This window comes from Bradyrhizobium embrapense, from assembly GCF_001189235.2.
Taxonomy (GTDB): domain Bacteria; phylum Pseudomonadota; class Alphaproteobacteria; order Rhizobiales; family Xanthobacteraceae; genus Bradyrhizobium; species Bradyrhizobium embrapense.
Genome location: NZ_LFIP02000007.1, coordinates 43,263 through 57,057, shown reverse-complemented (window position 1 = coordinate 57,057; position 13,795 = coordinate 43,263). Strand labels below are relative to the sequence as shown.

The 13,795-nt window shown below is 59.0% G+C and carries 9 protein-coding genes and 1 pseudogene; 8 read left to right on the top strand and 2 right to left on the bottom strand.

Going from position 1 to position 13,795, the window contains the following annotated elements; genetic code table 11:
- Positions 1-19 precede the first annotated feature (19 nt).
- Positions 20-1,086 (bottom strand): annotated as a pseudogene (locus AKN83_RS27655) (IS630 family transposase).
- Between the two features lie 1,189 nt (positions 1,087-2,275).
- On the opposite strand from AKN83_RS27655, the gene AKN83_RS41910 reads away from it, so the two are divergent.
- Genes AKN83_RS41910 through AKN83_RS27625 form a run of 6 tightly spaced genes read left to right on the top strand, consistent with a single transcriptional unit; the run spans position 2,276 to position 10,240 of the window.
- A complete protein-coding gene (locus tag AKN83_RS41910; protein ID WP_206600815.1) occupies positions 2,276-4,687 on the top strand; it encodes a 2-aminoethylphosphonate--pyruvate transaminase in 2,412 nt (803 codons plus the stop codon).
- Between the two features lie 31 nt (positions 4,688-4,718).
- Complete coding sequence (gene rtxC, locus AKN83_RS27645; RefSeq protein WP_050401218.1) at positions 4,719-5,777, top strand: dhydrorhizobitoxine desaturase; 1,059 nt, start codon at positions 4,719-4,721, stop codon at positions 5,775-5,777.
- Entirely contained in the window at positions 5,774-6,604 is an 831-nt protein-coding gene (locus tag AKN83_RS27640) for a gamma-glutamyl-gamma-aminobutyrate hydrolase family protein (protein ID WP_050401219.1), read from the top strand. Before rtxC ends, AKN83_RS27640 begins: the two co-directional genes overlap by 4 nt.
- Positions 6,601-7,623, top strand: coding sequence for a DMT family transporter (locus AKN83_RS27635; protein WP_244486411.1), 1,023 nt, complete (start codon positions 6,601-6,603; stop codon positions 7,621-7,623). Before AKN83_RS27640 ends, AKN83_RS27635 begins: the two co-directional genes overlap by 4 nt.
- Positions 7,620-8,909: an ATP-grasp domain-containing protein gene (locus AKN83_RS27630; RefSeq protein WP_050401220.1), complete on the top strand. Its 1,290-nt coding sequence runs from the start codon at positions 7,620-7,622 to the stop codon at positions 8,907-8,909. The genes AKN83_RS27635 and AKN83_RS27630 overlap by 4 nt, the downstream gene beginning before the upstream one ends.
- Positions 8,906-10,240, top strand: coding sequence for a glutamine synthetase family protein (locus AKN83_RS27625; protein ID WP_050401221.1), 1,335 nt, complete (start codon positions 8,906-8,908; stop codon positions 10,238-10,240). Before AKN83_RS27630 ends, AKN83_RS27625 begins: the two co-directional genes overlap by 4 nt.
- Before the next feature lie 217 nt (positions 10,241-10,457).
- Here the strand turns inward: AKN83_RS27625 and AKN83_RS27620 are convergent, their stop codons facing one another.
- On the bottom strand, positions 10,458-10,754 hold the full coding sequence (locus tag AKN83_RS27620; protein ID WP_050401222.1) for a hypothetical protein: 297 nt from the start codon (positions 10,752-10,754) through the stop codon (positions 10,458-10,460).
- A gap of 384 nt (positions 10,755-11,138) precedes the next feature.
- Here AKN83_RS27620 and AKN83_RS39945 point away from each other — a divergent pair, with 384 nt between their 5' ends.
- Together AKN83_RS39945 and AKN83_RS27615 are read left to right on the top strand one after the other, a co-directional pair.
- Positions 11,139-11,381, top strand: a complete 243-nt coding sequence (locus AKN83_RS39945; protein WP_128089675.1) for a hypothetical protein — start codon at positions 11,139-11,141, stop codon at positions 11,379-11,381.
- Between the two features lie 1,186 nt (positions 11,382-12,567).
- Positions 12,568-13,761: a hypothetical protein gene (locus AKN83_RS27615; RefSeq protein WP_050401260.1), complete on the top strand. Its 1,194-nt coding sequence runs from the start codon at positions 12,568-12,570 to the stop codon at positions 13,759-13,761.
- The last annotated feature ends 34 nt before the right edge of the window (positions 13,762-13,795 follow it).

The following is a 13,795-nucleotide window of genomic DNA, read 5'->3' as shown; positions in this document are numbered from 1 at the left end:
TGAACGTGGCACGCGCGACCTAGTGTTCTGTCCGGCAAATTCGCTGACAAAGTCGCGCGAGGTCTGGAGAATGGAGTCGGCAGTTGCGGTCCAGACGAAGGGACGAGCATCTGCATTGTGGATGCGGATAAAGCGGTCGATTTTTTTTGACGAGGTCGGCGGTGGAATCGAACGATCCCCGCCGGATCGCACGTTGGGTGATGAGCGCGAAGTAGCGTTCGACCTGGTTCAGCCAGGAGGCGTAGGTTGGCGTGAAGTGAATGTGCCCACGCGGGCGTCGGGCGAGCCAGGTCCTAACCTTGGGATGCTTGTGGGTGGCGTAGTTATCGACGACGAGATGGATGTCCAGTTGGGGCGGCACTTAGCTTCGCTGTGGCGCAGGAAGGCGAGGAACTCCTGTTGACGATGGAGCGGTGATTGCGCCGTCGAGCACGTTAAGGGCGGCGAACAGAGCGGTTGTGCCATGACGCTCGTAGTCGTGGGTGACGCCTTCGATGTAGCCGAACCCCATAGGAAGCATGGGCTGGGTTCGTTCGAGGGCTGAATTTGGCTCTTCTCATCGACGCCAAGCACCACGGCCTTGTCAGGCGGATTGAGATAGAGCCCGACCACATCGCGCAGCTTCTCGACAAAGAAGAGATCGGTCGAGAGTTTGAAGCTGCGAGTGCGGTGAGGCTGCAGCCCGAAGAGTTGGAACAAGCGATGAACGGTGCTCTTGGCAATGCCCGTCTCTTAGGCGATGGCGCACGCTCGAATGGGTTGCGGCTTTGGGCTTGCGAGCGAGTGTCTTGGTGATCATCTCGGCCACAGCCTCATCCTCAACCGTGCGAGGCCTGTACGCATCTCGTCGTAGAGTCCCTCGATCCGATCTGCGACGAACCGATTGAGCCCTTTGCCTATCGTATGGGGGCTGACACCAAGCCGCGTCGCCACGATGACATTGCTCGGTTCAAGTTCGCAGGCCAGCACGATCTTTGCCCGCAGCGTCAGCGCCGCAGGGAACGAGCGCGACCGCGTGATGGCCGTGAGTTGCGTACGTTCGTCACTCGAAATCGTCAGCGGCGCCTTCGGCCGTCCGGTGCGCATCGGGTATCTCCTTCGATCAGGATACCCGAAACCAATGCAATAACTATGCTACGGACTTACGGGACAGAACACTACGCAGACAGGACGGAAATCGAGCGGCCGGTTGCTGACAGACCGCGCATGACTTGCGATCAAAACGTGCGGCTCTCAGGAGGTTTAATCATCTAGCGATTTCCTAAGCAACGCGCGTTCTAGACCATCATCGTTCTGTCAGAAACCTGCCTTCGAGCCCGCGCAAGCTGCTTACTCTTCGCCATCCGGCTATGCGCTCATCGTCTCGCTCCAAAGTCCGCTTTCCGGACGCTCCATCGAACGCAAACAGACGGCGTATCTGTTTGCCGATGTGGCAAAGCGCCGCGCACGCAACAGCGGGCGGAGCAGGCTAGCTCACCTGTCCGTGGCCATCGAGCTCAGGTGATTTCCGACAGCGTCATTGAACTCCAGGCGACTACGGAGCTCGTCCGAGAACCTCCGCACAGGTCGTCTTGTCTCCCGAAGGTGGACGCGTACGTCAGGAAAAATTCACACGAGAAAATGCCGGAGAGGGTTGAAACGCACCTAACGTCAAGTTGTACCATCTGAAAAATAGACGGCGAGGGTCGTCAGCGTACAAAAATCTCCAACGAGCGACAGTGTGAGAATGTCTCAAGTCTTAGGCTCACGCAGGAAGCGGCGATCATCAAATGCGCCGTGCTGATCCGGGCCGGCCGCCACGGTCGGACGCGCACGGCTAATCCGACTTCAATATTGCCGGAGTGGCGCCGCGTAAGCCGTCCGGTTGAACTGTCGACGCGCGGCGACAAGCCGACACTCGCGCTCAAATCTGCGGGATGCGTATGGCGGGATCGGAGTGGCGCGTCGCGCCAAATGGGGTTTGAGGGGCGGTCATAATGCGAACAGTTGGGAGATCTGAATGACATCGCTCAAGAGCCTCGCGAGACGTCACATCGCATCCGCGACTGGATGTGCAGGTTGTCCCTGGGCAGCTTCTTCGACTGCCGATCCGGAGCGCACCGGGGCTCTATCGCGCAGGGCGCAAAGCTCTTGAACGGCGCTCGCCGTCTCGATTGCTGGGGCGGTTTTGTTCCAGATGCATCGTTGAATACAACTGAGGGGGAATAGTGTGACAAGACAGCGTTCTTTGCTGACGCCTGGTCCATTGTCGTTATCGCTGGATGTCAGGAGCCAAATGCAGCTTGACCTTGCATCGCGCGATTGCGAGTTCAAGGAAGTGACCGCCCGCATGCGGCGGCTGATCCTCGATTTGCTGGCAAATGCCGACGACTATTCGGTGGTCCCGATTCAGGGAGGCGGCTCTTTTGCGATGGAAGCCGCTCTGTCAACATTCGTGTCTTCAGCCCACAAACCACTCGTTTGCATAAACGGCATCTATGGCGAGCGCATATACAAGATGCTGCGGCTATGGGGTGTCGAAGCGCAGACGCTTGCCAAGCGGGCGACCGACCCTTTGGATCCTCAGGAGATCGGCGAGCATCTGAACCGAAATCCTGGCGTTACGCACCTGTGTTTCGTTCATTGCGAGACCACGACCGGCATCGTCAATCCGCTGGATGCGATCGTGGAGGAGGCGAGGCGGCTTGGCGTGAAGACGATCGTCGACGGGATGAGTTCTTTTGGCGGCATCGATATTGACCTGAGCAAGGGGGGCCCTGACGTCCTGGTCACGTCGAGCAACAAGTGCATAGAGGGGCCTCCGGGCGTAGCGTTTGTCATCGCCTCTCGCGAACTGTTGGAGAAAGCGGTTCAAGAGCCGAGGTCATTTGTGCTCGACGTGAGAGACCAATGGCTCTCGCTGGAGCGCACAGGTGAATGGCGTTCGACACCTCCCACCCACATCGTTCAGGCAACGACCAGGGCACTGGAGATCCTGGAGGAAGAGAGCATTCCTGCCCGTCGACGCAGGTATGAGAAGGTCAGGGACGATCTGCTCAACGAACTCGAAGGAGTGGTCTCCCCGCTGCTGGCCGCCAACGTGCAGTCGCCGGTCTGCGTTGCGTTCGTTGCGCCGTCGGGGATGGCGGATCAGGCAGCATTCGATGGGCTGTATCGCCACCTGGCGAGCCACAACCTCTACATCTACTCCAAGCTGCACATTGCGACGCGGAGTTTCCGGATCGGCTGCATCGGGGAAATTCAATCCGGTTGGATTCAGCAGTTGGGTTGCGCCTTCCGGACATACTTCCGCCCTGGTCAGGGTGCGGCAGCGCGACCAATATCCGCCCATGAGACGTCCCAGGCCCTCGTCAAGGTGCCGCCTCGCGTGGCAGCAAGCGCGCAGGTGCCATGGTCCCCCGAGACTGCCGTTCTGCACGCGGGTTACCGTCGCGACCCGGTGACGAAGGCTGTGGCCGTGCCGATATATCAGAACACGGCTTATGAACTCGATGGCGATCTGAACCACATTGCCGACGTCTACAACGTAAAGGCTGATGGGTTCACCTATACAAGGATCATCAATCCGACGACCCGCGCGCTGGAAAGAAGGTATGCGGCGGTCGATACGGGAAGGGATTCGCTCGCCGTCGCATCAGGGCAAGCGGCAACCTTCCTTGCCATCGTCAACCTGGCAAGCGGGCAGGTCGGGGATAATGTCGTCGCCTCGCCCTATCTGTATGGCAATACCTGGAACCTGCTCCATAACACGCTGAAGCGTCTTGGCATCAGCGTCAGGACGGCGGATCCTCGAAGGCCCGAGACGTTCGAACGTGCCATCGATGATCGCACGATATGCCTGTTCGGAGAGGTGATTTCGAACCCCTGTCTGATTCCGCTTCCGGTCAAGCAACTGGCGGAGATCGGTCGGAAGTACGGCGTTCCCCTGGTGGTGGATAATACCACGACGCCACTGGTATGCCGGCCGTCAGATCTCGGTGCTGCGATCACGACGTACTCCGCGACGAAATACATATGCGGTCACGGCACCACGTTGGGCGGGCTGATTGTCGACAATGGAAAGTTCAGCTACCGCGGAGCCTCCCGCTTTCCGTTGTTCAACGGTCCTGACGAGGCGCATGGCGGGATTATCTGGCGCAGCGCGCTGCAGGATGTCGACGATCTTGGAAAAAGCGAGTTTCTGCTGAAGGCTCGCATGACTTGGCTGCGCGATACCGGGGCTGCGATCGCTCCGTTTGCGAGCTTCCAACTGATCCAGGGGCTTGAGACGCTGCCGCTTCGCATGAAGCAGCACTGCGCCAACGCCAGGGTCGTCGCAGACGCTCTCAAGAAGCATCCAAAGGTGCGCCGTGTTTTCTATCCGGGGCTCTTCGAAGGCGCCGATCGGGAAACCGTCGACCAGACGCTCAACCCGGCATATGGGCACGGCGCAATGGTCATGTTTGAGGTGGAGGACGAGCTGGCCGGACGCAAGTTCATCCAGAACGTCGACTTGATGTATCACGTTTCGAATGTTGGGGATGCGCGCACACTGGTGACGCATCCCGTCTCCACGACACACACAACCGTTCCACGAGAAAAGCGCGAGGCCGCGGGCATATTTGGCGGTTCGATCCGGCTTTGCGTCGGCATCGAGGACGTCGACGACATTGTCCGCGATCTGCACAAGGCGCTTGCCGCAATCTGACAACCTAGAAAGTGATCAGGAAGGGATTCTCATGAATCAGCCAGAAGCTTGGAAACTGAGGTCGTCACGCTATAAGGCCGTTCCATTCAGTCGCGAAATCAATAGGCAGCTCTCCGAGCTGAGGCCCGATAACATAACGGGTGCTGCCTATATCGCGAAAGACTACGTCGTGATCGCGGCGTGCACGCTCGCGACCGTGTCGGTCTCATGGTGGTTGTATCCGCTCGCGGTCCTTCTGATCGGCGCCTACCAGCGTGGATTGACGACGATCGCCCATGATGCGGCTCACCGCACGCTCGCGAAGAACACCACCTGGAACTACGTCCTTGGGATTCTGTTCGCTGCCTATCCGTTGTTCCAGCGCCACTGGGCCTACCGGATCTCACACGTCTATTTGCATCATCCATATCTCGGCGACCCGGACAAGGATCCTGACCTGAAGTTCTTCCTGGCCAACGGTGTTTACGACGTGCAGCCGCCTGAGCGATACGCGTTCAACCTGATCTGGAAGCCGATATTTGGCGGTGCGACGGTGGCGTACCTGAAGTATCTCTGGACCAACCGGTTTTCGATCAGGGATGCCGAGGACGAGAGCCGCTCAGGCATACTTATCGACAAATATGGCTTCTATCTCTTCTGGATCTGCATCCTGGGCGGATCATATGCCCTTGGGCTGCTCCACATCGTGATCCTGTTCTGGATCGTGCCCTATCTCACCACGTTCCAGGTGCTTGGCTGGTTTGTTGAACTCGCCGAGCATTCACCGATGTGCGAGACCGAGACGCAGAACGTCTATCTGACAAGGAATCGCAAAGGAAATTTCCTGGAGCGGGCTATCCTTGGGCAAAACCTGGATGAATATCACCTCGAGCATCACCTCTCGCCTGGCATCCCGTTCTGGCTGTTGCACAAAGCCCAGAAAATCAGGATGCAGGATCCGGCTTACGCAAAGGTTGCCGCAAGCTGGGGAGGGCTCTTCGTCAAGGGGCCGCAAGGTCAGCCGAGCGTCATCACTCAGTTGAAGGAGCGAAACCGACGACTGTATGAGCAGTCCGTGCGCGGTGCCAGCACGAGCGGACAACCCGCGTGACGTTGCAACGGCCAGACAAAGCCCGCGCCGTGGTCGGCATCACCTCGAACCGTCTGTTGGTCGATGGAGTGCATCGCGATTGGTTGCGGCGCAAGTACGTCAAGGCTCTGCTTCATCATGCGGGCGTGGCCTGCGTCATATTGCCGACGATCGACGCTGAAGATGCGTCCGTTGAGACCGCACGGGCGATCATGCGGACTCTCGACGGGCTCGTGTTGACAGGAGACGAATCCAACGTCGATCCTGCCATTCTGAGGGCGCCTGCGTCCTGTCCAGGGCCTGATCAGCAAGACATCGAGATTGGAATCCGTGATCGTCCCCGGGACAGGCTCTCCGGGGTAGCGATCAGAAACGCCATTGCGCAGGGAATGCCGATCCTGGGCATCTGCCGCGGTCTGCAGGAGCTCAACGTCTATTTCGGCGGCACGCTTCGCTCATCCCTTAGCGCGTGGAGTCTAGGAAGTGGCCAGATGCATGCCGAGAAGACAGACCGCCCGAGAGATCGCCAGTACGATGTCGCGCACAGTATCAGGGTATGTCCCGACGGTGCGCTCTTTCCGATCGCGCGCACCGTCGAAGCACAGGTCAACTCCCTTCACAATCAAGGCATAGAGGTGCTCGCCAGCGCCCTAAGACGGGAGGCGTGGGCGCCTGACGGCCTGGTCGAAGCGGTTTCGGTCGTGGGCGCGCCGACGCTGCAGATCGCCGTGCAATGGCACCCCGAATGGCACGCCTCGACCGATCTGCTGAGCAAGCGACTATTCACGGCGTTCGGAGAGGCGTGTGTTGCGTACGCCGAACAAAGAAGCACGAGAGGTGGACAGTGACATTTCAAACCAAACGCGGTCCGCCTAGATCGAAAAAGGAGTTCGTCGAAACCGACGCGCCGGCATGGTTCGGGCTGCGTGCTGCGCCACAGCAACCTCGAACGAACGGCGGACGATCGACAAGCCGCTTCGCTCTGGGAGTTCTCTTCGTGGCGCTTTACGTCGTCCTGAGCGCGGCAGGAGAGGTGTATGCGGCATCGTATTTTCAGCAGGCAGACCTGTTCGTCGCTCTGTTGGTGTCCTTTGCTGCGGTATGTCTGTCGTTCAATCTGCTCGCTGGTCACGGGACGGGCAAGGCACGAGTGACGAAGCCAGCGCTCGTCGCTTTTGTGTCGCTCAATCTCGTGACCGCGGTCAGCTGGATCGGATTATTTGTCGGCCTGAAATACGCCGAGCCTGCGATCGTCGTCGCGTTCATGGTGGCGATAGGACCCGCCGCAACGGTGTGGTTGAATGCGCTGATCAGGCGGAAGGGTATCCCGCCAGCAACCGACATCGTCGTGAGCGTTACGATTGCGATGATTGGCGGCTATATGATCTGGATCTCGGTCAGCGGCAATGCGGGTGTGCAGTGGGGACCGCAATCGTCCTTCGGCATCGTCCTCGCAATCGTGGCGGGCCTATCGCTGGCGCTCACAAATATACTGGTCAAACTACTATTCGATTGCGGGTTTTCCGGCCGACAAGTGTTGGCGCATCGGTTCTATGGAACGATTTTCCTATTGCTGGGACTGGTCGACTATTCCTCCATCGTGCTTGAGATCTCGCAGCATTGGCCTGCGATCGCAGCGATTGGGCTTTCCACGATCATTGTTCCGTTGCTTTTGATCCAGGAGGGCATCCGCCGCGTCGAGCCCTTCACCGTCAACATGGTGCTGTCCACCGCCCCTGTCATCACGTTCCTGTTCCAGTACTTCGATTCTCGTATCGTGCCTTCGCTCCACACGTTCATTGGAAATGTTCTCATCACGATTGTCGCTGTCGGCAACGTCTACTCGCAATATCGGAGGACCGCATGAACGAACGCAAATGTGTAATCGTCGATGCATATTCGACTGGCCGATTTCTACCTGAAGAGTTCAGGCGGTACGGAATTGGAACGGTGCACGTGATGTCGGCTGCACAGATCCCGGCCATCTTCCAGTCGCATTTCGACGCGGACCTGTACGATGAAGTCATTCGTCCCCACGAATGCATGGCCCACGACGAGATCGTCGAATTTCATCTTCAGGCCCTCCGCGGCAGGGAGCTGGAGTTCGTTATAGCGGGGTCTGAGACCGGAGTTGAGCTCGCCGATTCCATCTCGGAACGGCTGGGGTTGCCTTCGAATGGGACGGCTCTGTCAGCCGCCCGGCGTGATAAATCGCGGATGTCCGAAGCGTTGGCCGCAGCAGGCGTGCGATCGATCAGGCAGGTCGTGTCTGACAATGCCGTTGAAATCGCTAGCTGGAAACGTCAAGAGAACTTCGATGAGATCGTGATCAAGCCACTAAATAGCACAGGCACGGAGGACGTGTTCTTCTGCTCGGCTGATGCGGATGTCGAGCGCGCTCTGGCTGCCATCGTCGGAAAGACGAACCGGGTCGGAGCGTTCAATGAACTGGCGCTTGCACAGGAGAAAATAAACGGTCAGCAATATACCGTAAATGCCGTCTCGATCGATGGAGAAGCGTTCATCACCGAGGCCTGGACTTATGAGACCGTTCCCGTCGAGGGCGCATCGTCGGTCTGCTCACGCGAGTGGTTGCTCGGATCCAGGGAGCCAATCGTTCTGGAGTTGTCCGATTATCTTGTGCGTGCGTTGCAGGCACTTCAGATCGTCAACGGACCAGCGCATGCGGAGATCATCGTCGATGATCGCGGACCAGTTTTGGTTGATTTCGGAGCGAGACTGCAAGGAACCATGTCGGCAAAGGCCAGGACCATGGCGTTGGGTGACAATCATATGTCGCTGACGGCCTGGCGGTACGCAAATCCCAAGGAATTTGGTGAGTGTATGAGGTTGCGTGGGGCCTACAAGCGACAGGCTCATGCACTGTGCGTCTCGTTGATCTCCGATATGAGCGGTGTCGTTGCCGGTTACTCCGGATTGGATGCAATCCGTCACCTCTCGAGCTTTGCGGATGCCATCGCATTCGTTCCCATAGGCCAAAAGCTGGTCCCGACGATCGACCTGGTGTCCACACCAGGCATCGTGTACCTCGTCAATAACGACCTGGCACAGCTTGAGGATGACTATCGCCAATTGCGTGCGCTGCGGATGAACCAGGTGTTCGATCTGATGGCGCAGGAAGGCGGCGAATGACCGCCATCCGTGTGGCGCGCACGAACTCAGCTCGTGCGGCGATGATTGGCGTGAGCGACTTTGACGGTATCCTTCGAGGTAAGCACGTCCTGGGTGAAGATCTCTCGAATGGAGACAAGATCGTCAAGTTCTCTGAAGCGGTGCTGGCGTGGGATTGTGCGGACCGCCTCATTCCCGAAGGATTCACGCAAAAGCCACTCTCAGCATTCGGAGATGCCGATCTGCGTGTTCTGTCTGGCACCGGCCGTTTGGTGTCTTATCTCGGCGATCAGGATCTCTACCTTGCCGAGTTTATGGGCGCACATGAGGACATCTGCCCGCGAGGTATCCTGCGCAAAGTCCTGAAAAGGGCAGCTGATCACGGATACGGCTGCACGGCCGGGTTCGAGTTCGAGTTCATGCTGTTCAATGAGAACGCCGACACGATTGAGGACAAACCGTTCGGCCAATGGGCTCCGTTCACGCGAGGGCCTTTCGGTTACTCGATTGCGCGCTCTGTCGCGCACCAGGAGCTGTTCGGCGAGATCTTGGCGCTTTGTGAGAAGGCCAGAATACCTCTCAGCGGCTTGCACTTCGAGACAGGGCCGGGCGTGATTGAAGCATCACTTCATCATTGTGATGCCCTGGAAGCTGCGGATCGAGCGATCATCTTCAAGGCAATGATAAAAGCCTGGGCGCAGACGAAAGGCATGATGGCAACATTCATGGCCAAGGTTCGTGAGGATTGGCCCGGCCAGTCGGGCCATATTCACATCTCGGTGTTCTCGGACGGCCAGAATGCGTTTTACGATAGTAACGCGTTTGGCAACGTCTCAAAGATCATGAGGCATTTTGTCGGCGGACAACTGAATTACATGAATGAGTTCTGTGTCCTCGCCGCGCCGAACTTCAATAGCTACAAGAGATTGGTCCCCGGCTACTGGGCGCCGGTCTGCCCAAGCTGGGGAATTGACAACCGCTCCTGCGCGGTGCGGGCCATTCCGGGAGAGCCGTTTTCACATCGCCTCGAGTACAGGCTGGCTGGTGCAGACATGAACCCATATCTCGCTCTCTCATGTGCTATCGGTTCGGGTGTGCTGGGCGTCGAGACCGATGCGGACTTGCCGGCTTCGATCGTCGGTGACGCAAGCATGGAAATGTGTCCGCGCTTCGGAAGGCTGCCTCAAAGCCTGTCGGAGGCAACATATCGGTTTGCACAGTCGCCGGCGGCCAATGATGTGTTCGGAGAAAGGTTTGTCGAGGCCTTTTCCTGCTCCCGGCGCTGGGAGTGGGAGGCCGTTCAACATCGGGTGACTGACTTTGAACGTCGGCGGTACTTCGAGATCATCTAGCTGTTCGCGCTATTGAGGATTGCCGCCGTTGCGCCGCGGTTGGTCAGGGCCTGGGCGTCCGTCCGGGACAGCCGCGGAAGTTCACGCCTGGACCCTTCCTTCCTTCGCCGTGTTCTTGGAAGCTGGCAACCATCCCAATCCTGCTATCCATCTTGTTGCGCTTCAACTGAACCTCCGGCCGCAGGGCGACCGGAGGTTGACCCAACAGGTCTTCGCGTCAGTGCCGCTTGCTGCCTATCGGCGTGCTGTTGGACGCAGGGTCGTCAACTGCTTCATTGTCGGACGCGTTGCCGTCGTCTGCATTCTTTGCGCCCTTGGTCGACTTCCTGCCCGCTTTTGCGCCAGCGGCCCTGAGCTTAGGCGACGGGTCGTCATCATCGCTTATCCCGCTCTGTACGCTTGATGCTTCGCCTTTGCGAGCCTTGGCATCTGCGGCAAGGCTTTGCGCAATGACTGGGTAAACAAGGAAAGCCGCAAGGCCGCATGCGAATACGGAGGTCTTCACCAATTTCATTCACGTCTCCTGGATCGATTTGCTTGACGGAGCGATTTTGGCTCGACGCCACGCCGCCCGCCTGCGCCGCTTGCGTCGCGTTAAGCGAACGTTCAGCGCGGCTTCATCTAATCTCTCTTGTGTGGTCATCGTTTAGGAGATTTGGGGTAAATTCGCGAAGTTGTTGTCTTACCTGTGGCGATACAGGATCTGCGCTGCTGAAGTCGCCGAAGTCCCCGGCCGGGGAGATGGACGCGCGCGACGGGCGGCTTTAAGTTCGCACGTCTGGAGTCGTCTCAAGGCAGGCACCGCCTTTGTCGTGGAGCTTGTCAGCATCCTGTAAGCTAAGCTCGGCAGTCTACCGCTATCGAAAGCCGGCTTTGGCGGTTCTCCGGGAGACTAGGTATGGCTTCTATCGAACGAGCTTTGTCTACGCACGCTATGCCAACAATCATCGAGGATGAAGAAATCCAGCACCCGAGAACGGAAGCCTCTCCATCAGCCGATCCAACGGAGTTTCGCCAGCAACCAGTCGCGCTGAGAAGAGTCGGATCATCCAACGCGGGCGACAATTCCCTGGGCAGTATGTCGCAGGAGTTTCGCGCGGTGCTGGCCGGGATAGGGGAACGTCGCCCGAGTTTCGCTTGAATCCTCCCTATCGTGAGTCTGCGTTGCGCGACGGTCCTCGTCTTGTGCGAAATCCGTCGCAGGGTCGTCCTACCGACCGCCTTACCGGGATTGTCGACCGCAACGGCATTTTGGATAGCTCGGGCGGTATTGCCTCCGAACGAATATAGGCAGTGGTGCCTTGAGCGGTGGGCCGCCAATAGGCAGGGAGCTTCGGCGGAGCGGTTGCTGCTTGCGTTGCCCGACGATCCTCGCTTTGTGCGGCATGATATCGCCCGTGAACCGACCACTCGGGTCAGCAAGCCGCATCGTCATTTCCCGTCGAGCCTGTGCGTCCTCAAGGGGCCCAGGACCTGCGGCGTCGGCACGACACCGTCAACAGTTTCGATAACTCCATCGAGAGCCGAGATGATACCAGCGACAGTGTGGGTTTCACTGCTTCAGAGGAGGACCTGCGTCGCCAGCGCGCCATCCTCGAGTTGACTCGACCGGTGCCGCCCCGAGACAGAGTACGCAGCGACGACTCAACGGTACGCGAAGTCGCCCACGTATTCGCAATGCAGCGCGGCCATCAAGCCGAGCCGTCTGTCGTGGATCCGTTGCGCGGACTCGGCTTTCAGAATCAAGAAGCCGCCGGACCTTCGTCTTCCGCCGAGCCTTCACGCCATCACCAGCGACTGGATCGCGCAATAACAGGGCCGATGAATGGCTCCGGGCATCTGGACTTCGGCCCTGTCGTCGGGCCGAACTGGGTCCATCGCGATCAACCGTCCCCTGCTTCCCTGATTCTTCAGTTACGTCAGACGGCTTACTGCCGAACCAGCGACAGACGACCATCGAGATCAATAGTGTGGCCTGTACAGTCGTGCGGGGGCCGGGAGGCGCACGGGACATTCGTCTTTTCCGTAATCGGTATGTTCCGCCGCCGCAATCTGGCATCGTCACGCCGTGAGCATCCATGGACCGTAGGTCTCGGGTTCATTGCCGTCTCCCTGCGGGAGCGGGCTGTCGGCTCACGCTGAAACCCCGGCTTGCGCCGGGTTTTCACCCTTCGGGCTTCCATCCCTGACGGTAGCTGCGGCGGCGCCGGAATGTCTTGGGCCTCGGGGTGGCCGTAAAAAGGGAGAGGCAGAGTGGGGTGGCCTTGGCCATGACGGGTTGAGGGTCGGAGGAGAGTCTTCCGGCGCCCGTCATGGAGATTGCTGCCATGAATACGCAAATTGTTGATGCCGGCCGAATTGCGAGCGGCGGATACAAAGTGGATGTGAGGCGCGGCGAGCGCGTCGGTCGGGTGTCCTCGGAGTGGTTTTCCCGCCCAGCAGATCAGCGTTACCTGTCGCTCGATGAGCTGGCCCGCACGGTGCACGATCGGGCGAACCGCAGCCGGACGCGCGTGGTCGAAAGCGCGCTGATCCATGTCAACGCAAGCCGTGCCGACCCTGAGCGGCTGGCCTTGATGTTGCCCGGCTCCGACACTCCGGTTGCACCGACGCATTGGAGCTTCGGTCAGCTTGCAAGCCAGGTTGGCGCTCCGGCCGCTTACCTGCGGCAGCTCCCTGCGTCACTCGCAGCCATCAACCTGCAATATGGCTTGAACGCCAATCGTCTGGAGCAGATCAAAACGCTCGAGACCGAGGGGAGCCGTGTCGAGCTTCGCGCCGTCACCGGCCCCGACTATGGCCGGATCTACGACCACGAGTTGGTCGAGGCCGTACAGCGCATCGCCGGCAATGGCACAGGCGATACACGATGGAAGGTGCCCGGTGTACTCGACTGGTCGAGCGGCATCTACAATCCCCGTGTCGACATTTCCAAGGCCACGACGACCCTGTATGCATCAGACAGGGACGTTTTCATCTTTCTGGTCGATGATCTGAATCCGATCGAAGCCGGTCGTCTTCGCGACGGCTCGCCCGACCTCTATTTCCGAGGCTTCTATTGTTGGAACTCGGAAGTCGGCGCGAAGACCCTCGGCATGGCGAGCTTCTATCTTCGTGCGGTTTGCCAGAATCGCAATCTGTGGGGCGTGGAAGATTTCGAGGAGATCACAATCCGCCATTCCAAATACGCAGCCTCGCGATTTGCTCACGAGGCAGCCCCGGCATTGTCGAGCTTCGCCGACTCTTCACCCATGCCGTTCGTCAACGGCATCAAGGCCGCTCGCGCGCGGATCGTGGCACGCAGTGACGAGGATCGCACCGAGTTCTTGCGCCGCCGCGGCTTCTCCAAGGCCGAGACAGGCAAGGTGATAGATGCGGTGCTGGCGGAGGAGGGCCGCCCGCCTGAAAGCATCTTCGACTTCGTGCAGGGCATCACCGCCGTCGCGCGTGACAAGCCGCATCAAGATGTCCGCCTGGACATGGAGACCAAGGCCAAGAAGTTGCTCGACCGCGCGGCGTAATGTCAGCCAAGCCGGAGATCCTGGTCTCCGGCCT

Excerpts from the sequence above, each read along its gene's own strand:
- AKN83_RS41910 (WP_206600815.1), top strand. The coding sequence starts at position 2,276 with ATGCAGCTTGACCTTGCATCGCGCGATTGCGAGTTCAAGGAAGTGACC.
- rtxC (WP_050401218.1), top strand. The coding sequence starts at position 4,719 with ATGAATCAGCCAGAAGCTTGGAAACTGAGGTCGTCACGCTATAAGGCC.
- AKN83_RS27630 (WP_050401220.1), top strand. The coding sequence starts at position 7,620 with ATGAACGAACGCAAATGTGTAATCGTCGATGCATATTCGACTGGCCGA.
- AKN83_RS27625 (WP_050401221.1), top strand. The coding sequence starts at position 8,906 with ATGACCGCCATCCGTGTGGCGCGCACGAACTCAGCTCGTGCGGCGATG.
- AKN83_RS27620 (WP_050401222.1), bottom strand. The coding sequence starts at position 10,754 with ATGAAATTGGTGAAGACCTCCGTATTCGCATGCGGCCTTGCGGCTTTC.
- AKN83_RS39945 (WP_128089675.1), top strand. The coding sequence starts at position 11,139 with ATGGCTTCTATCGAACGAGCTTTGTCTACGCACGCTATGCCAACAATC.
- AKN83_RS27615 (WP_050401260.1), top strand. The coding sequence starts at position 12,568 with ATGAATACGCAAATTGTTGATGCCGGCCGAATTGCGAGCGGCGGATAC.